This is a genomic window from Piscinibacter gummiphilus, assembly GCF_032681285.1.
GTDB lineage: Bacteria > Pseudomonadota > Gammaproteobacteria > Burkholderiales > Burkholderiaceae_C > Rhizobacter > Rhizobacter gummiphilus_A.
The window spans coordinates 5159398-5178591 of sequence record NZ_CP136336.1; the positions used below are offsets into that span (position 1 = coordinate 5159398).

Sequence of the window (19194 nt, forward strand, 5' to 3'; positions counted from 1 at the left end):
TCTTCGCATGGCTTATCCCCCGTCCGCCCCTGCCCGCCGCCTTGCGCCCACGCTGCTGACGCTGGCCGCCGGCGTGGCGCTCCTGCATTGGCTGGCCTGGGATCGCCTCGCCGCCCACTGGGGAGTCGAGGCCACGCCCGGGCCGCGGCCCGCCGTGCAGGTGCGCACGCTGACGCCCCCCGCGCCGGCCGAGGCGCTGCCGGTGGTGGTCGCGAAGCCCGCACCGCCGGCACGACGCGCGCCGCCACCCGACGCCACGCCCACGCCGCCACCGCAGCAGGAGCCGGAGGACGTGGTGGTCATCAACACCGACCCGGTGCTCGTCGCCGCCGCGCTGCCAGCCGACACGGCGCTGCATATGGTCCCGGTGGCCCGCGGCGAGGTGGGCCAGGACGAGGTGCCCGTCTACCGCACCCAGCTGCCCCCGCCGATGACCCTCGGCTACGAGCTGACCTACGGCCGCTGGACCGGCCGCGGTGAGCTGGTGTGGCGCCCGAGTGGCAACACCTACGAGGCGCGTCTCGAAGGCCGCGTGCTCGGGATGTCGGCGATCACCCTGGTGAGCAAGGGCAACCTCGATGCTGCAGGCCTCGCCCCGGTGCGCTACACCGACCAGCGCCGCGGCCGCGGCGAGCAGGCGGCCAACTTCCAGCGCAAGGCCGGCAAGATCACGTTCTCGGGCAACCCGGCCGAGTTCCCCTTGCTGGAGGGCAGCCAGGACCGGCTGAGCTGGATGGTGCAGCTGGCCGCCATCGCGCAGGCCGAGCCCAAGCGCGTGGCGCCAGGCTCGCGCATCGTGCTGCACGTGGTGGGTGCGCGTGGCGACTCCGACGTCTGGACCTTCCAGGTCGAGGGCTCACAGGAAGTGAGCACACCCGACGGTGCCGTGAAAACGGTGAAGCTGCTGCGCGAGCCGCGCAAACCCCATGACACCCGTGTGGAGGTGTGGCTCGCGCCGAGCCTGCATTACCTGCCGGTGCGCGCGAAACAGACCACCGAGAACTCCAGCTGGGATCTGAGGCTCCAATCCTCACAACCGCCGACTTGAGGGCTCTGCATCCCGCATGGCTTGAAACGGCCCGCTTCACCCCGAGGTGGTGGTGAAGGAGAGATTCCATGCAGATGCTCTACAACTCCGACAGCTTTGCCGTGTTGCAGTTCGACGTGGCCCACCAGGACGCACCGGCGATCGAGGGAGGCTCCGGCGGCGCGCTCACCCGTGGCGGCTACGAGATCGTCGACAAGTTCGCGCGCAAGGAAATCTTCATCGAAGGCGCGATGGCCGAGACCTTCAAGCTGGGCGTCGAGGCGCTGATCGAAGACCGCGAGCCGTCGGAAGAAGAGATCGACGACTACATCTCGCGCTACACCTCGCTGATGCAGCACCCGGTGGTGATGCACTGAGCGGCGACGACCGCCCCGGCACCGACGAATCCTTGGCTTGAAAAGGGCTTGCCATCCTGGCGCACGCTGCGCCAAGATGGCTGCGCAGTCTTTTTCTCGCGGGAGCTTCGTCGATGGCGACCGTTCACCCTGACGCACGGATGGTGTTGTCACCCGGCCTGAAAGAGGCGCCGGTGCTCGACCGCATGTGTTCCCAGTTCGTGCTCACGCTGACGGTGCGGCACGCTGGGCGCTTCAATGTGCGCCGCGACTGGAACGGCCTGCTCGCCCTCACCGGCAAGCACCTGGTGTGGCCCGCCACGGTGCTCGCACGGCTGCGCGCCTTCCTCAACAAGCGCTGCAAGGGCAACGAACACTGGCACGGCCACGAAGCGCTCGCCGACGCCGCCTTCATGCAGCGCCACGGTGCCTGGAACGGCCCCTATGAAGAAGGCACGCTCTTCTTCTACATCGACGAATACATCAAGGACGCACCGAAAGACCTGCTCTCGGTGCTGGGCGCGACTGCCGATTGGCTCGACCGCAGCCTGAAGAAGGAATCGACCCTCGTCCAGAAGAACATCGACGCGCTCGCCGGCCTCTTGCAGCTCAACCCCGCCGAGCGTGCGCTGCTGCTCTACGGAACATTGGCCCGCTACCAGCGCGACCTGCGCGGTCTGCTGGTCGAGTTCAAGGTGTCGAACGCGCAGGAGGCCTACGCCGCCATCGCCGCGGTGGCCGGCGTCAACGAGCAGGACGTCGCCGAGGCCCTGCGCGCCGGCTCGCGGCTCGAACGCACCGGCATGGTCGAGAACCTCATCTCGGAGCACAACATCACCGACCTCGCCGACCTGATGAAGGTGAGCGAGCAGCTGCCGCCGGTGCTGATGCGCCACTACGAAGGCCCGTCCGACCTGATGGCCGTCTTCACACGCCCGGCCACCAAGAGCGAGCTGACGGCGGCCGACTTCCATTTCGTCGGCGACGACCAGCAGGTGCTGACCTCGCTCTTGCGCAACGCGGTGGCGCGCAAGTCGCCCGGCGTCAACGTGCTGCTTTACGGGCCGCCCGGCACTGGCAAGACCGAACTCGCGAAAGTGGCCGCGCAGGCCGCCGGCCTGCAGCTCTACGAAGTGGAATACGCCGACCGCGACGGCAACTCGCTCTCGGGCCGCGACCGCTACCGCTCGCTGCAGATCAGCCAGGTTTTCCTCAAGGGCAGCCCGCAGGTGGCGCTGCTCTTCGATGAGGTGGAAGACGTCTTCCCGCCCATCTCGACCGACGCCGCGCAGCTGATGGCGCGGCTCGACACCGGCGACGGCGCCGTCTCGGGCAGCGTGAGCGGCAAGGCCTGGGTCAACCAGATCCTCGAGACCAACCCGGTGCCGGTGATCTGGGTCACCAACCGCATCGAGCAGATCGACCCGGCCTTCCGGCGCCGCTTCCAGTACCACCTCGAACTCAAGAGCCCGCCGCCCGGCGCGCGCGAGGCGCTGGTGACGAAGGCGCTCGACGGTGTCGACGTGTCGAAGGACTTCATCGCGCGCCTCGCCGAACGGCGGGCGTTGACACCGGCGCAGGTGCGCACCGCCGTCAAGTTCGCCAAGCTCGCGGCCGACGACGCCCACGGGCCGGACGTGGAGGCGCTGATCGAGCGCCAGCTCGTCAATGCCGACAAGGCGCTTGGCAGCCACGGCCAGCAGCGCCCAGCGCGGCGCGTGGTCACGCAGTACGACCTGAGCCTCGTGCACACCGAGTCGCGCTTCGAGCTGCCGCGCATCGTGGAAGCCCTGCGCCGCAAGGGCCACGGCACGTTGTGCTTCCACGGCGCGCCCGGCACCGGCAAGACGGCGCTGGCCGAATACATCGCGCAGGCGCTGCAACGGCCGCTGATGGTGCGGCAGGCCTCCGACCTCGTGAGCAAGTTCGTCGGCGAGACCGAGGCCAACATGGCGCGCATGTTCGAAGAGGCGCAGAGCGAAAACGCGGTGCTGCTGCTGGATGAGGCCGACAGCTTCCTGCGCAGCCGGCGCATGGCCGAGCGCAACTACGAGGTCACCGAGGTCAACGAGATGCTGCAGGGCATGGAGCGCTTCACCGGCGTCTTCATCTGCACCACCAACCTCTTCGACGAGCTCGACGAAGCCGCGCTGCGCCGCTTCAGCTTCAAGATCCGCTTCCTGCCGCTCACACCCGAGCAGCGCGAGCGCATGTTCGTCATCGAGGCGCTGGAGGGCCAGGCCGATCTCTTGACCGCTGAGCAGACCACGCGCCTGCACAAGCTCGACGCCCTCGCCCCAGGCGACTTCGCGGCCGTCAAGCGCCAGATCGACGTGCTGGGCGTCGCCTTCAGCCCCGATGAATTCCTCTCGCAACTGGAGGCCGAGCACCGGGTCAAGCCCGAGGTGCGACGGCGGCGCGAGATCGGCTTCCTGCACTGATACCCGGCCCAGCCCCGGTCTGGCGCGACATCCGTCACGCTCGGCGTGCACCCCCCGCATCAACCCCGCATCAAGCTTCGGCCTGCGGTGGCCGATAAAACCCGAACGACGGTCTTCCCGAGGATTCGATGGACGAGGCTTTTCTGAAGTGGGGGTTCCGCGCCGAGCTATGGGCCGCCTCTGCAGCAATGGCCGTGTTCGCCGCCTATGTCGCGCTCGATCTCGCGCGTGGGGTGTCGTCGCGCCATACCTCGACCGCGCTGCGTGCCGGCCTCGCTTCGGCCATCGCCCTGGGCGCTGGCACCTGGGCCGCCCATTTCATCGCCGTCGCCAACGAGCCCCTGCCCTTCGCCATGGGCTACCACGGCGGCTGGGTGCTGGCGTCGCTGGCGCTGGCCCTCGTGAGTTCGCTGGTGGGGGTGCACATGAGCGCGCGCCCGCAACTGGGCGTCGGCCGGGTCACGATCGCAGCGCTGGTGCTTGGCCTCGGCGCCTGCGGCGTGCCGGCGCTCGGCCTGCTGGCCTTGCAGCTCTCGCCGGCCCCGCAATGGAACGTGCTGCTGCTGGCCGGCGGCGCCCTGGCCGCGAGCCTCTTCGCGGGCCTGGCCCTGGCGCTGGTGGCCGCGCAGCGCCGCCGCCGCCCGCACCTGGGCCTGCTGTGGCAGGCGTGCGTCGCGCTCGGCCTTGGGGGCGCCATCTCCATCGGCAACGCGGCCGTGCTGCACGCCGCCTCGGTGCCCTTGCTCACGCTGTCGTTCGCCGCCAGCCGCACCACACCGGCCACCGTGGCGGCACTGGCCGCCCTCGGCGTGCCAGCGCTGCTGGCCTTGTTGCTCATGACCTCGGTGCTGGAAGGGCGCTTTCGCCGCCTGCTGCGGCGCACGCGTGATGAGGTCAAACGCGCTGCGCAGACCGACCGCCTGACCGAACTGCCCAACCGCTCGATGGTGGAAGAGGCGCTGCAGGTCGCCGCCGTGCGCGCCGACCGCCAGAAGCACCGCCTGGCGCTGGTCTTCCTCAATGTCGACGGGCTGAAGGCGGTCAACGAATCCTTTGGCCAGTCGACCGGCGACGCGGTGCTGCGCGAAGTGGCCCAGCGCCTGCGCAAGGTGGCGAGCAGCAACGACGTGATCGCCCGCGCCGGGGGCGATGAATTCGTGCTCCTCCTCGAAGGCAACCCGACTCAGCAGGACGCCACCCACATGGTGGAGCGCATCCTCGGCGGCATGAACGAGCCCTGCCGCATCGACGACCACGAGATCTCGGTCTCGTGCACCGTGGGCGTGGCCATCTACCCCGAGCACGGCAGCGCGACAAGGCTCATCGCCCACGCCGCCGCCGCGATGCGCTATGCCAAGCGCACGGGCGGCGCCAGCCACGCGCTGTTCGAAGAGCGCATGGTGGCCGGCTCGCGCGACCAGGTGGAGCTGCTGCAGGACCTGCGCCGCGCCGTCGCGCACAACGAACTCACGCTGCACTACCAGCCCAAGATCCATGCGCCGAGCGGCCAGATCACCGGCGCCGAGGCGCTGATGCGCTGGAAGCACCCGCAGCGCGGCATGGTGGGGCCGCACATCTTCATTCCGCTGGCCGAGCGCTACGGGCTCATCAATTCGCTCGGCAACTTCCTCATCGAAGAGGTGTGCCGGCAGATCCGCGCCTGGCGCGACAACGGGCTGCGCATGCGGGTGGCGATCAACCTCTCGGTGCACCAGCTGCGCCAGGCCGACTTGGTGGAGCGCATCCTCGACGCGCTGGAGCGCCACCACATCGACCCGGCCCTGCTCACCTGCGAGATCACCGAATCGGCGGCGATGGACGACACGCGCGTCACGCTGCAGGTGATCGAGCGCCTGTCGGCCATTGGCGTGCACCTGTCGATCGACGACTTCGGCACCGGCTATTCGTCGCTGTCGTACCTGCGGCAGTTGGCGGCCGAAGAGCTGAAGATCGACCGCAGCTTCGTGTTCGACCTGGAGACGAGCGCCGATGCACGCGCCATCGTCGACGCCGTGGTCAAGCTCGCGCAGGCGCTCGGCCTGAAGGTCGTGGCCGAAGGGGTGGAGACCGAGCAGCAGCAGGAGATCCTGCGCCAGCTCGGGTGCAACGAACTGCAGGGTTACCTCTTCGCCAAGCCGATGCCGCCCGAGGCGCTGATGCTGTGGGCGATGAACGACGAAGGACCGCGGGCGCTGGACTTCCGGCCCTCGCTCTTCGGCGACACGCTGCCGCAGTCGATCCTGCCGGCCGAAGCGGCGAACAGCGCCGGGACTTGACACGGTTTCTACAATCGAGGGCATGAACGCCCCGACTGTCTACACCCGCGCCCAGGCGCTGCCCGAGATCCTCAAGAACCGCATCGCCATCCTCGACGGCGCGATGGGCACGATGATCCAGCGCTACAAGCTGACCGAAGAGCAGGTGCGTGGCGAGCGCTTCAAGGACCACGGCAAGGACCTGAAGAACGACTCCGACCTGCTGGTGATCACGCAGCCTGATGTGATCCGCGAGATCCACGAGCAGTACCTCGCGGCGGGGGCCGACATCGTCGAGACCAACACCTTCGGCGCCACCACCGTCGCGCAGGACGACTTCGCGCTCGGCCACCTGGTGCGCGAGATCAACCTCGCGGCCGCCAAGCTGGCGCGCGAGGCCTGCGACAAGTACAGCACCCCCGACAAACCACGCTTCGTGGCCGGCGCCCTCGGCCCGATGCCGCGCACCGCGAGCATCAGCCCCGACGTGAACGACCCGGGCGCCCGCAACATCACCTTCGACGAGCTGCGCGAGGCCTACCTCGAGCAGGCGCGTGCACTGCTGGAAGGCGGGGTCGACCTCTTCCTCGTCGAGACCATCTTCGACACGCTCAACGCCAAGGCCGCGGTGTTCGCGCTCGACGAGCTGATGGAGGAGACCGGCGAGCGCCTGCCGGTCATCATCTCCGGCACGGTGACCGACGCCTCCGGCCGCATCCTCTCCGGCCAGACGGTGACGGCCTTCTGGCACAGCGTGCGCCATGCCAAGCCGATTGCCGTCGGCCTCAACTGCGCGCTGGGGGCGGCGCTGATGCGCCCGTACATCGAGGAGCTCTCGAAGGTCGCAGGCGACACCTTCATCAGCTGCTACCCCAACGCCGGCCTGCCCAACCCGATGAGCGACACCGGCTTCGACGAGACGCCAGAGATCACCGGCGGGCTGCTGGAAGAGTTCGCGAAGTCGGGCTTCCTCAACATCGCAGGCGGCTGCTGCGGCACGACCCCGGCGCACATCGCCGAGATTGCCAGCAAGGTGTCGGCCTATCGGCCGCGGGCGAAGCACGACCCGCTGTTCAGCGGCCTGATCGCCGCCTGAGCGATCACGCGAGGCTCAACAGCTTTTCCATGTTGAGCCGCACGCGCACCTCCTGAGGGGCCACACCGCCCGTCACGTCGTGCGGGCGCAGTCGGGTGTCGCGCACCGTCGGCTCGACGAGCGGCGTACCGCTCTTGCTGACGATGCTGGCCACCTTCGGCGTCTTGGCATGCGTGCCGCGCCGCAACACCACCGCGACTTCGCCACTCGACAGCTGCACGAAACTGCCCGGCGGGTAGATGCCAGTCGCCTGGATGATGGCCTTGCCGGCTTCGTCGGCCTGCTGGTGCTCGTCGAGATACGCGGCCTTGATGGCGGCCGAGGCGGCGAGCGCTGGCCGTGCACGGCGCATGCTCAGGCGGGCGGAGAAGATGTCGGCGCGCTGCAGCAGGCGGGCCAGCTGCAGCCCGGCGCTCTGGCCCGACAGGGGGCCCGGCGTGGTGGCGTGGTGGTGCTCCACGGCTTCGAGCCACAGCGCGTCGGTCACGCCGGCCTGCCGCAGGCAGACCACGGCGCGATCGGCGTGGTTGTCGATCAGCGCGCGCTGCTGCGGCGCGGGAGGCTCTTCCTGCAGGGCGAGCTGGTCCTGCAGCGTGGTCATGGCGATGTTCATCGTCAGCGCGGCGCAGCGCAGCGAGTGCCGCATCTCCGGCGTGAACGAGGCGATCTGGCGCGCGGCCAGCTCGCACAGCACCGCGACCAGCAGGCTGTGCGTGACGCTGTAGTGGTGGGCGTCGCTGCAGGTCGCCTGCACGAGCAGCAGCAACGCCCTGTCGGCGTCGGATTCGGTCAGCGCCAGCACCTCGGCCTGGAACCTGTCGAGCTTGGCGAGGAAGTCGGCCGGGGCCGGCGTCTGCAGCAGCGCCCGGCCGCGCATCTGCAGGTTGGCCCAGGCGGTGACCGGATCGACCGCCACGGCCGCCGGGCCGCTCGTACCCATCACGACCTCGCCCACTTCGGCGCGGGCCATGTGGCCGAGCTTGGCGTTTTGCCGCAGCATGGAATCGAGCTTGCCGGCCAGCGCCCGCCTGAGCAGGTCGCCTTCGAGTTCGTCGACGTAGAGCGCGCGCGACACCAGGCGCTGGCGCTGCTCTTCGGTGGCCACCAGCACCCCCTTGGCCAGCAGCAGGTGGCCGGTGGCGTCGCGCACCGACACCGGCGCCGGATGGCCGGTGCGCAGGATCTCGGGTGGCAGCTGGATGACGGGCATGGTGGTCGTGGGAATCCGGGCCCCGGAACCGGGCACCCTGTTTGGGATTTCGACCCGCTCGCCTCGAACTTGAGGCAGGCGCCCGGGCTTACTTCGCAGTGGTGGTGGCGCCGACGCGCGGCTTCTCACCCACCAGGATCTCGACGCGCCGGTTGGTCGCGCGTCCGGCCTCGTCGTCGTTGCTGGCCAGCGGGTCGCGCGAGCCGCGACCGGCCACGGCGATGCGCACCGGCGACATGCCGCGTGCCACGAGCCAGTCGCGGGTGCTGGCGGCGCGGTCGAGCGAGAGCGCGTCGTTGGCAGCCGGCGCGCCCTTCGAATCGGTGTGGCCGACGATGCGCAGGTCGGCGGTCGGCAGGCCGCGCAGCGAGACCACGATCTTGTCGAGCAGGGCCGTCGCGCCCGGCTTCAGCGCCGAACGGTTGGGCTGGAAGCTCAGGTCGCCGGGCAGGGTGATCCAGATGCGCTCGTCGGTGGTGCGGGCCACCGACACGCCGGTGCCGCTCAGCGCGCTGGTGAGTTGGCGCTCGGCGGCTTCCATCTGCGGCGAGAAACCCTTGCCGTCGGTCGAGCCCTTGCCATACACCGGGCCGGCAGCCGAGCCGGGCACGGCCGCGGTCGCCGGCGGCACGGCCTTGGGCGGCGGCGAGCCGCAGCCGGCGGCGAGGAGGGCCGCGCACAGCGCGGCGAGAAACGGGCGGGCAAACGTCATGGTGCGGTCGATTTTGGTGACGAGCGGCGATTGGAACGCCGGTAACCCCGTCGGGTTCAGGGCCGCTCCCCGGGCTTGTAACCAGGTGCTGGGCCGGGGGTGAGGCACGACGGGCACGATGTGCGGGTATCGCACGCGGGCCGGCGCCGCTAAACTTCGTGGCTTCCAAGGAGCGTTGCGACGGCGCCCGGCTTCGCCTCAGAAGCCAGCGCCGCCAGGCTTGGAAGCTCGCAACGACGCTCGCCCCTGCATGCCCCGATTCCAACGATCGCACGCATGCGCCACGGGTGAGCACCACGGCGCATGCGCAGTCAGTTCCATCGAACCCACGCCATGACCGCCGCTGCCCGCACCCCCGTCCCGCCCATGAAGCTTTCCGGCCTCGAGCCGGTCACGATCGGCGAGGGCACGCTCTTCGTCAACATCGGCGAGCGCACCAACGTCACGGGCTCCAAGGCCTTCGCACGGATGATCCTCAACGGCCAGTTCGAGGAAGCCCTCGCCGTCGCGCGCCAGCAGGTGGAAAACGGCGCCCAGGTGATCGACGTCAACATGGACGAGGCCATGCTCGACGCCAAGGCGTCGATGGTGCGCTTCCTGAACCTGATTGCCTCGGAACCCGAGATCGCACGCGTGCCGATCATGGTCGACAGCTCGAAGTGGGAGGTGATCGAAGCCGGCCTCAAGTGCATCCAGGGCAAGGGCATCGTCAACTCGATCTCGATGAAGGAAGGCGTGGAGGCTTTCAAGCACCAGGCCAAGCTCGTGCGCCGCTACGGCGCCGCCGCGGTGGTGATGGCCTTCGACGAGAAGGGCCAGGCCGACACCTTCGAGCGCAAGGTCGAGATCTGCGAGCGGGCCTACCGCATCCTCGTCGACGAGGTCGGCTTCCCGCCCGAAGACATCATCTTCGACCCCAACATCTTCGCGATTGCCACCGGCATCGAAGAGCACAACAACTACGCGGTCGACTTCATCGAGGCCACGCGCTGGATCAAGCAGAACCTGCCGGGCGCGAAGGTGAGCGGCGGTGTGTCGAACGTGAGCTTCAGCTTCCGCGGCAACGACCCGATGCGCGAGGCGATCCACACCGTGTTCCTGTACCACGCGATCAAGGCGGGCATGGACATGGGCATCGTCAACGCCGGCATGGTGGGCGTGTACGACGACCTCGAGCCGACGCTGCGCGAGCGCGTGGAAGACGTGGTGCTGAACCGCCGGCCCGATGCGGGCGAGCGCCTGGTCGAGATCGCCGAAACCGCCAAGGGCGCGGCGAAGGACGACAGCGCCAAGTTCGCCTGGCGCGCCAAGCCGGTGCGTGAACGCTTGAGCCACGCGCTGGTGCATGGCATCAACGACTTCATCACCGAAGACACCGAAGAGGTGTACCAACTCATCAAGGCCGAGGGCGGCCGCCCGCTGCACGTGATCGAAGGCCCGCTGATGGACGGCATGAACGTCGTCGGCGACCTCTTCGGCCAGGGCAAGATGTTCCTGCCGCAGGTGGTGAAGAGCGCACGGGTGATGAAGCAGGCGGTGGCCCACCTGCTGCCCTACATCGAGGCGGAGAAGAAGGCACTGGTCGACGCCGGCGGCGAGGCCAAGCCCAAAGGCAAGATCGTCATCGCCACCGTGAAGGGCGACGTGCACGACATCGGCAAGAACATCGTCACCGTCGTGCTCCAGTGCAACAACTTCGAGGTGGTCAACATGGGCGTCATGGTCCCGTGCCAGGACATCCTCGCCCGCGCCAAGGTCGAAGGCGCCGACATCATCGGCCTCTCAGGCCTCATCACGCCGAGCCTGGAAGAGATGCAGCACGTGGCCGGTGAGATGCAGCGTGACGACTACTTCCGCGTGAAGAAGATCCCGCTGCTGATCGGCGGCGCCACCACCAGCCGTGTGCACACCGCAGTGAAGATCTCGCCGCACTACGAAGGCCCCGTCGTCTACGTGCCCGATGCGAGCCGCAGCGTGAGCGTGTGCAGCGACCTGCTGTCCGACGAGAAAGCGGCGGCCTACATCGCCGACCTCAACGCCGACTACGAACGGGTGCGCCACCAGCACGCCAACAAGAAGGCCACGCCACTGGTCTCGCTGCAGAAGGCACGCGCCAACAAGACGCCAATCGATTGGGCGGCTTACACGCCACCCGCACCGAAGTTCACCGGCCGCCGCCTCTTCAAGAACTACGACCTGGCCGAACTCGCCAAGTGCATCGACTGGGCACCCTTCTTCCAGACCTGGGACCTGGCCGGCCCCTACCCCGCCATCCTCACGGACGAGATCGTCGGCGAATCGGCCCGCCGTGTGTTCAGCGACGGCCAGGGGATGCTCAACCGCCTCATCAAGGGCCGCTGGCTCACTGCCAACGGCGTGATCGGGCTCTACCCCGCCAACAGCGTCAACGACGACGACATCGAGATCTACACCGACGAAACCCGCAGCAAGGTGCTGATGACCTGGCACGGCCTGCGCATGCAGAGCGAACGGCCGGTGATCGATGGCGTGGCACGGCCCAACCGCTGCCTCGCCGACTTCATCGCGCCCAAGGTCTCGGGCAAGGCCGACCACATCGGCCTCTTCGCCGTGACCGCCGGCATCGGCTGCGACAAGAAGGAGAAGCAGTTCCTCGACGATCACGACGACTACAGCGCGATCATGTTGAAGGCCCTGGCCGACCGCCTGGCCGAAGCCTTCGCCGAGCGCATGCACCAGCGCGTGCGCCAGGAACTGTGGGGCTACGCGGCCGACGAGACGCTGACGAACGAGGAGCTGATCGCCGAGAAATACCGCGGCATCCGCCCCGCCCCCGGCTACCCGGCCTGCCCCGACCACACCGTGAAGCGCGAGATGTTCCGCGTGCTGCAGTGCGAAGACATCGGCATGGGCCTGACCGAGAGCCTCGCGATGACCCCTGCGGCCAGCGTGAGCGGCTTCTACATGGCCCACCCGGAGGCCACCTACTTCAACGTCGGCAAGATCGGCGAGGATCAATTGAAGGATTGGGCCGCCCGCAACGCGGTGGACGAGAAGCAGGCCGAACGCTCGCTCGCCCCGCTGTTGTCGTGACACGACCGCCCTTTCATCCACTTACACACGATGCACACCCTCGCAAGGTGTGCATGAATCGACACCAATTGCCCTGTTGCGAGAGGTAAGCCTTTCGCGGGTTGCCAACTATTCACGCTTTTGCGCAGCGCGTGAACCGAACAATGCCCCTCCAAGCATGACGACATGCGGAGGAGGGGATCGTGGACAGCACGCAAGTTGAGAGCACACGTTCGCGCCAGAGTGGCCGATTGGGCGCCTGGCTGAAGCAGCGCACCCGCACCGGCCTGGCCCTGGTGATGGCGGCACTCGTCGTCGCCTGCGGCGCCGGCAAGGAAAACGACGAGCAGCAAACGCCCGCGAGCAACGGCCCGGCGCCCACGCGCAACGAGGCAGCGCGCTTCCTCGCGCAGGCCAGCTACGGCCCGAGCGAAGCGTCGATCAACGCGCTCACGCGCACCAGCTTCGCCGCCTGGATCGAAGCGCAGTTCAACCTGCCGCGCCTGCCGCACCGCACGCACTACGACCGGCGCGATGCCGAGCTCGAAACCACGATGCAGGACCCGAGCGCAGCGCAGTTCCGCGAGAGCTACTGGGCGCAGGCGCTCTCGCGCGACGACCAGCTTCGCCAGCGCGCCACCTTCGCGCTCTCCCAGATCTTCGTGATCTCGTTCGCCGACAGCACGCTGGCCAACAACCCGCGCGGTGTGACCTCGTACTACGACATGCTGGCCGAGCACGCCTTCGGCAACTACCGCGACCTGCTGGAGCGCGTGAGCCTGCACCCGATGATGGGCATCTACCTGACCCACATGCGCAACCAGAAGGAGAACCCCGCCACCGGCCGGGTGCCCGACGAAAACTATGCGCGCGAGATCATGCAGCTGTTCTCGATCGGCCTCTACGAGCTGAACAACGACGGCACGCTGCGCGGCGGCACCGAGACCGAGACCTACACCCATGCCGACATCCAGGGCCTGGCCAAGGTCTTCACCGGCTACAGCTGGTACGCGGGCCCGAACCTCGCCGACCGCACCACCCGCCGCTTCGGCGGCGCCGATGCGCAGCCCGACCGCGACTGGCAGCCGATGCAGGCCTACAACGCCTTCCACTCCACCAGCGAGAAGCGCTTCCTCGGGCGCACGATCCCGGCCAGCACCACGGCCGATGCCGACGCCGACCTGCGCATCGCGCTCGACACGATCTTCAACCACCCCAACGTCGGCCCCTTCATCGGCAAGCTGCTGATCCAGCGCATGGTCACCAGCAACCCGAGCCCGGCCTATGTGGGCCGCGTGGCTTCGGCCTTCAACAACAACGGCCGCGGCGTGCGTGGCGACATGAAGGCGGTGTGGCGGGCCATCCTGCTCGACCCCGAAGCGCGCAACCCTGACCTTGCCAACCCGCACTACGGCAAGATCCGGGAACCGCTGCTGCGCCTGTCGCACTTCCTGCGCGTCTTCAAGGCCACATCGACCACCGGCAACTGGACTGGCATCGACAACACCGATGACCCGGCCAGCCGCCTCAGCCAGACGGCGATGCGCTCGCCCTCGGTCTTCAACTTCTACCGCCCCGGCTTCACGCCGCCCAACAGCGCCGCGGCCACCGCAGGCCTGGTGGCACCGGAGCTGCAGCTGGCCAACGAGGTGTCGGTCGCCGGCTACCTCAACTACCTGCGCGGCACCTGGCTCACCACCGGCGCCGGCCGCGACATCCAGCTCGACTTCAGCGCCGAGACCGCGATCGCCGACAACGCCACTGCGCTCGTCGACCGGCTCAACCTGCTGCTGATGTCGGGCCAGATGAGCACGACCCACCGCGACCTGGTGATCAATGCCGTCACCAGCCGCAGCATCCCGGCGACCAACCAGACCAACATCGACACCGCACGCCGCGAGCGTGTGTTCATCGCCATCCTCCTGACGATGGCCTCGCCGGATTACCTGGTGCAAAAGTAAGAGGGAGATCGACATGCGACACGACCACGCCTCCCGCCGCGAATTCCTGCGCCGCGCCGCCATCCTCTCGGGCACGGTGGGCCCGGCCGGGCTGCCCTTTGCGCTCAACCTCGCGACGATGAACGCCGCGGTGGCACAGACCGCGCCCAGCTACAAGGCCATCGTCTGCCTGTTCCTGTATGGCGGCAACGACTCGGCCAACATGGTGCTGCCCACCGACACTGCGTCGTGGACGACCTACCAGACCGTGCGCGCCACCGGCACCGACCCGATCGCGCTGCGCCCGGTGGGCACCGCCCCCGACCCCACGGCCGCACGCGCCTCGCCGGCGGCGCTCGGTGGCGTGCTGCCGCTCAGCCCGAACTTCACCGCCTCGCCGGTCAACAACACCCGCAGCTTCGCGCTGCACCCGTCGATGACGGAGATGCAGACGCTGTTCAACGCCCCCACCGGCAGCCGGCTGGCCGTCATCGCCAATGCAGGCCCGCTCATCTTCCCGATGACCAAGGCGGAGTACCAGGCCAACTCGGCCTCGCGCCCGCGGCCGGCGAAGCTCTTCTCGCACAACGACCAGCAATCGACCTGGCAGGCACTCGGCCCCGAAGGCGCGCGGGTGGGCTGGGGTGGCCGCTTCGGCGACCTCATGGCCAGCAGCAACACCAACACCGTCTTCACCAGCATCTCGGTGAGCGGCAACGCGGTGTTCATGGCCGGGCAGTACATCTTCCAGTACCAGATCGGCACCGGCGGCGCCACCGCCGTGGGCGGTATCACCGGCAGCCTCTTCGGCTCGGCTGCGGCCGCCACCGCCTACCGCAACCTCATCACGGCCAACGGCAACCCGAATGCCGTGTCGCACCTGCTCGGGCGCGAGCAGACCAACATCACCAAGCGCTCAATCGACGCACAGGCGCAGTTCCAGCAGGAGTTCACCAACGCCAACGCCCTGGTGGCCGCACCGTCGCAGTACGTGCCGCCCTCCACCGGCGTCGCCGCCAACAACAACCTAGCGCAGCAGCTGCAGGCCGTCGCCCGCATCATCGCGGCGCGCGGCAACCTGGGCGTGCAGCGGCAGGTGTTCTTCGTCAACATGGGCGGCTTCGACACCCACGACAACCAGAACCGCACCCAGGCCGACCTGATGGCGCGGTTGTCGCACGCCATCGGCTACTTCGACACCGTGCTCGGCACGCTGGGCCTGCGCGAGAGCGTCACGCTCTTCACCGGCTCCGATTTCGGCCGCACCTTCACCACCAACGGCGACGGCACCGACCACGGCTGGGGTGCGCACCACTTCGTCTACGGCGGCGCGGTCAACGGCAAAGAGATCTACGGCCGCTTCCCGCAGGTGGGCTTGAACCACAACGACGAGGTGGGCTCCGGCAGCTTCCTGCCCGGTGTCTCGGTCGACCAGATCGGGGCCACGATCGGCAAGTGGTTCGGCGTGTCCGACAGCAACCTCGACTCCGTGTTCCCCAACCTGCGGAACTTCCAGCGCGATCTCGGGTTCATGAGAGCCTGATCCTTTTCCTCAAACGCCCTATATGAACAGCAGCACCTCCTTGTCCGAACCGCTCGCCCCCGGCGCCGTGGCACGCCCGAGCGCCAACCCGACCGTGTGGTGGGTTGCCGGTGGCCTGAGCCTGCTTGGCGTCGGCGCCCTGGCAGCCGCGCTGATGAAGAGCCCGAGCGACACGCCCGCACCGGCCCAGCCGGTGCCGGTGGCCACCACGAAGGCCGCCACGGCGAAAGCCCCCGTGGCGCCCAAGCAGACCAACACCGTGACCTGCGCGCATTGCGGCACCGTCGAGAGCGTGAAGGCCGAGAAGCAGAAGGGCGAAGGCACGGGCCTCGGCGCCGTCGGCGGTGCAGTCGTCGGCGGCGTTGTAGGCCATCAAGTCGGCAACGGCAATGGCAAGAAGGCCATGACCGTGCTGGGGGCCGTCGGCGGCGGCCTGGCAGGTCACGAGATCGAGAAACACGCCCGCAGCACCACCGTCTACCACGTGCAGCTGCGCATGGACGACGGCAGCACCCGCACCGTCACCCAGACCACGGCGCCCGCCGTGGGTGCGCGGGTCGAAGTGCAGGGCAACGAGTTGAAGGTGCGCCCTGCCAAGGGCTGAAGTTCAGGAGGGCGCCATGAGCAGGCGCCGGTACTGGATCGCCTCGGCCAGGTGCGGCGCCCGGATCACCGGGCTGGCGGCGAGGTCGGCCACGGTGCGCGCCACCCGCAGCACGCGGTGGTAGCTGCGTGCCGACCAGCCCAGGCGCGCCGAAGCGCTCTGCAGCAGCCGCGTCTCCGCGTCGCCGAGCGCGCAATGCGCGTCGATCGCCGAGCCCGCCAGGCGCGCGTTGCTGCACCCCTGGCGTGACAGCGCCGCCTCGCGCGCGGCCAGCACCCGATCGGCCACCTGGGCGCTGGGCTCGCCATCCGGTGCCGACGCGAGCGTGTCGGGCGAGACAGCCGGCACCTCCACCTGCAGGTCGATGCGGTCGAGCAAAGGGCCGCTGAGCCGGCCCTGGTAGCGCAGCACCACATCGGGCGTGCACCGGCAGGCCCGCAAGGGGCTGCCCAGGTGGCCGCACGGGCACGGGTTCATCGCGGCGATCAACTGGAACGAGGCCGGGTATTCGGCCTGGCGTGCGGCCCGCGAGATGGTGACGCGGCCGGTCTCCATCGGCTCGCGCAAGGCTTCGAGCGCGGCCCGCGGGAACTCGGGCAGTTCATCGAGGAAGAGCACACCATGATGGGCCAGCGAGATCTCACCCGGGCGAGGCGGCGAGCCGCCCCCGACGAGCGCCACCGCGGACGCCCCGTGGTGCGGCGCACGCACGTTGCGCACCCTCCAGCGCTCGGGCGAGAAGCCGTGGTACAGGCTCAGCACGGCGGCCGATTCCAGGGCTTCGTCTTGCGTGAGCGGCGGCAACAGGCCTGCGAAGCGCTGCGCCAGCATCGACTTGCCGGTGCCAGGCGGGCCCATCATCAGGAGTGAATGGCTGCCCGCGGCGGCCACCTCGAGCGCACGTTTGGCGCCGGCCTGGCCCTTCACCTCGCGCAGGTCGGGGAGTGTCTCGGCGACCGTCGACAGCCGGGCTTGCGCCCGTACCAGCTCGCCTCGCTGCGTCGCATCGCCGGGCAACAGCGCCTGCACGACCTCGAGCAGATGGCCCGCGCCGTAGATCGGCAAGCCCTCAACCAGCGCGGCTTCCTGCGCGCTGCCCTGCGGCAGCACCAGCGCACGCGGCACCGGCCCTTCGCGGCGCTTGAGCGCCAGGCCCATCGCCAACGCGCCGCGCACCGGGCGCAGTTCACCCGAGAGCGACAACTCGCCGGCAAACTCGTAGCGGTCGAGCAGGGCGGTGTCGATCTGCCCGCTGGCAGCGAGGATGCCCAGTGCAATCGGCAGGTCGAAGCGACCGGTCTCCTTGGGCAGGTCGGCCGGCGCCAGGTTCACCGTGATGCGCTTGTTAAAGGGGAATTCGAGGCCGCTGTTCTGCAGCGCCGCCCGAACGCGCTCCCGCGCCTCCTTGACCTCGGTGTCGGCCAGGCCGACCAGCGTGAAGCTCGGCAGGCCGTTGGCCAGGTGGACCTCGACCGTGACCTCCGGCGCCGCCAGGCCGTCGAGCGCGCGGCTGTGGATCACCGCCAATGACATTGTTTTCTCCCTGTTGGGCACCCGGCGGCTGCATGCCGCCTTGTTTTGATGCGGAGCGCATTGTCCGCAGCCACCCCGCCCCGACCATCCCGCAAAGGTCGGATCTGCACCGCCAACGTGCCAAACGGGGTGAATCGCCTCGTCAAAGCACCAACATGGAGAGAAATGCGAGCCGCCAATCCTGTTTTGGGGCAAGGCGCCCCAAAACGACGTTGGCACAAAAGCTGCAAACCGTGTTGCCGCACCCTTCACCCACCCGAACGCGGAGAACACTACATGCTCAAGAAGTCGTTGCTGGCCCTGGCCGTTATCGCCTCGGCTCTTCCTGCCATCAGCTTTGCCGAAGAAGCCAGTCCGCTCTCTTTCAACCTTGGCGTGGTGACCGACTACCGCTACCGCGGCATCTCGCAAACCCGCTTCGAACCCGCCCTGCAATTTGGCGCCGACCTGTCGCTGCCCGCCGGCTTCTACATCGGCACCTGGGGTTCGACCATCAAGTGGATCCGTGACTCGGGTGGCGACTCCACCGTCGAGGTCGACGTGTACGCCGGCTGGAAGAGCGAAGTGACCAAGGGCCTGACCCTCGACTTCGGCGTGCTGCAGTACGTCTACCCGAGCGCCAAGACCGCCGCCTGGGACGCCGTCTACGACGACCCCAACACCACCGAGTTGTACGGCGCCGTCACCTTCGGTCCGGCGACCGTCAAGTACTCGCACTCGACGAGCAACCTCTTTGGAAACCGCGACAGCAAGGGCAGCGGCTACCTTGACCTGAGCGCGACCTTCGAATTGCCCGAAGGCGTCATGCTGACCCCGCACGTGGGCTACCAGAAGATCAAGAACTACAAGTCGCTGTCTTACACCGACTACTCGCTCAGCCTGAGCAAGGACATCTCGGGCACCGTCGTGAGCCTCACCTACGTCGGCACCAACACCAAGACCATCGCCGGCAACCCCAACGGCAATGCGTACTACGACCCGTCAGGCGCCAACCTCGGCAAGGACACCGTGGTGTTCGGCATCAAGCGCACCTTCTAACCCACCCATAACCACTGGAGAGAACCATGAAGATGGTGACTGCCATCGTCAAGCCCTTCAAGCTTGACGAAGTGCGTGAAGCCCTCAGCGCCATCGGCGTGCAAGGCATCACGGTGACCGAAGTCAAGGGCTTCGGCCGTCAGAAAGGCCACACCGAGCTGTACCGCGGCGCGGAGTACGTGGTCGACTTTCTGCCCAAGGTGAAGATCGAAGCAGCCGTCGATGACGCGCTCATCGACCGCGTGATCGAAGCCATCGAGAACGCCGCCCGCACCGGCAAGATCGGCGACGGCAAGATCTTCGTTTCGCCGCTCGAGCAGGTGGTGCGCATCCGCACCGGCGAGACCGGCAAGGACGCCCTCTGACGCACAAGACGAACGAGAGACAA

The 19194-nt window shown here is 68.4% G+C and carries 14 protein-coding genes and 1 riboswitch; of the genes, 11 read left to right on the forward strand and 3 right to left on the reverse strand.

Annotated elements, in window-relative coordinates; genetic code table 11:
* Positions 1–7 precede the first annotated feature (7 nt).
* From RXV79_RS24520 to RXV79_RS24540, 5 genes are all read left to right on the forward strand, one after another.
* Positions 8–1048 carry a DUF3108 domain-containing protein gene (locus tag RXV79_RS24520; RefSeq protein ID WP_316700727.1) on the forward strand — a complete coding sequence of 347 codons (1041 nt, stop codon included), beginning with the start codon at positions 8–10 and terminating at the stop codon, positions 1046–1048.
* A gap of 68 nt (positions 1049–1116) precedes the next feature.
* Positions 1117–1404, forward strand: coding sequence for a BTH_I0359 family protein (locus tag RXV79_RS24525; RefSeq protein WP_316700729.1), 288 nt, complete (start codon positions 1117–1119; stop codon positions 1402–1404).
* Positions 1405–1517: 113 nt separating this feature from the next.
* The gene (locus tag RXV79_RS24530) at positions 1518–3824 is read left to right on the forward strand and encodes an ATP-binding protein (RefSeq protein ID WP_316700730.1); all 2307 of its coding nucleotides are present in this window, start codon (positions 1518–1520) and stop codon (positions 3822–3824) included.
* Positions 3825–3952: 128 nt separating this feature from the next.
* On the forward strand, positions 3953–6100 hold the full coding sequence (locus tag RXV79_RS24535) for a putative bifunctional diguanylate cyclase/phosphodiesterase (protein ID WP_316700732.1): 2148 nt from the start codon (positions 3953–3955) through the stop codon (positions 6098–6100).
* A 22-nt stretch (positions 6101–6122) separates the two neighbouring features.
* Entirely contained in the window at positions 6123–7175 is a 1053-nt protein-coding gene (locus tag RXV79_RS24540; protein WP_316700734.1) for a homocysteine S-methyltransferase family protein, read from the forward strand.
* A 4-nt stretch (positions 7176–7179) separates the two neighbouring features.
* On the opposite strand, the gene RXV79_RS24545 is transcribed toward RXV79_RS24540, so the two are convergent.
* Complete coding sequence (locus RXV79_RS24545) at positions 7180–8385, reverse strand: HD-GYP domain-containing protein (RefSeq protein ID WP_316700736.1); 1206 nt, start codon at positions 8383–8385, stop codon at positions 7180–7182.
* Between the two features lie 88 nt (positions 8386–8473).
* Entirely contained in the window at positions 8474–9097 is a 624-nt protein-coding gene (locus RXV79_RS24550) for an OmpA family protein (RefSeq protein ID WP_316700738.1), read from the reverse strand.
* 161 nt (positions 9098–9258) lie between these two features.
* A riboswitch (S-adenosyl-L-homocysteine riboswitch) is annotated at positions 9259–9346 on the forward strand.
* Between the two features lie 84 nt (positions 9347–9430).
* On the opposite strand from RXV79_RS24550, the gene metH reads away from it, so the two are divergent.
* The 4 genes from metH to RXV79_RS24570 all read left to right on the forward strand — a co-directional run bounded on the left by metH (position 9431) and on the right by RXV79_RS24570 (position 16235).
* Entirely contained in the window at positions 9431–12169 is a 2739-nt protein-coding gene (gene metH, locus RXV79_RS24555; RefSeq protein WP_316700739.1) for a methionine synthase, read from the forward strand.
* Between the two features lie 182 nt (positions 12170–12351).
* Positions 12352–14109: a DUF1800 domain-containing protein gene (locus RXV79_RS24560; protein WP_316700741.1), complete on the forward strand. Its 1758-nt coding sequence runs from the start codon at positions 12352–12354 to the stop codon at positions 14107–14109.
* Positions 14110–14122: 13 nt separating this feature from the next.
* Complete coding sequence (locus RXV79_RS24565) at positions 14123–15631, forward strand: DUF1501 domain-containing protein (RefSeq protein ID WP_316700743.1); 1509 nt, start codon at positions 14123–14125, stop codon at positions 15629–15631.
* Between the two features lie 22 nt (positions 15632–15653).
* Positions 15654–16235 carry a glycine zipper 2TM domain-containing protein gene (locus RXV79_RS24570; protein WP_316700744.1) on the forward strand — a complete coding sequence of 194 codons (582 nt, stop codon included), beginning with the start codon at positions 15654–15656 and terminating at the stop codon, positions 16233–16235.
* 3 nt (positions 16236–16238) lie between these two features.
* On the opposite strand, the gene RXV79_RS24575 is transcribed toward RXV79_RS24570, so the two are convergent.
* Complete coding sequence (locus RXV79_RS24575) at positions 16239–17768, reverse strand: YifB family Mg chelatase-like AAA ATPase (protein WP_316700745.1); 1530 nt, start codon at positions 17766–17768, stop codon at positions 16239–16241.
* A gap of 276 nt (positions 17769–18044) precedes the next feature.
* On the opposite strand from RXV79_RS24575, the gene RXV79_RS24580 reads away from it, so the two are divergent.
* Both RXV79_RS24580 and glnK read left to right on the forward strand, forming a co-directional pair.
* Positions 18045–18806 (forward strand): TorF family putative porin, encoded by a 762-nt coding sequence (locus tag RXV79_RS24580; protein ID WP_316700746.1) that lies wholly within the window; start codon positions 18045–18047, stop codon positions 18804–18806.
* A gap of 26 nt (positions 18807–18832) precedes the next feature.
* Entirely contained in the window at positions 18833–19171 is a 339-nt protein-coding gene (glnK, locus tag RXV79_RS24585) for a P-II family nitrogen regulator (RefSeq protein WP_201809505.1), read from the forward strand.
* Positions 19172–19194 lie beyond the last annotated feature (23 nt).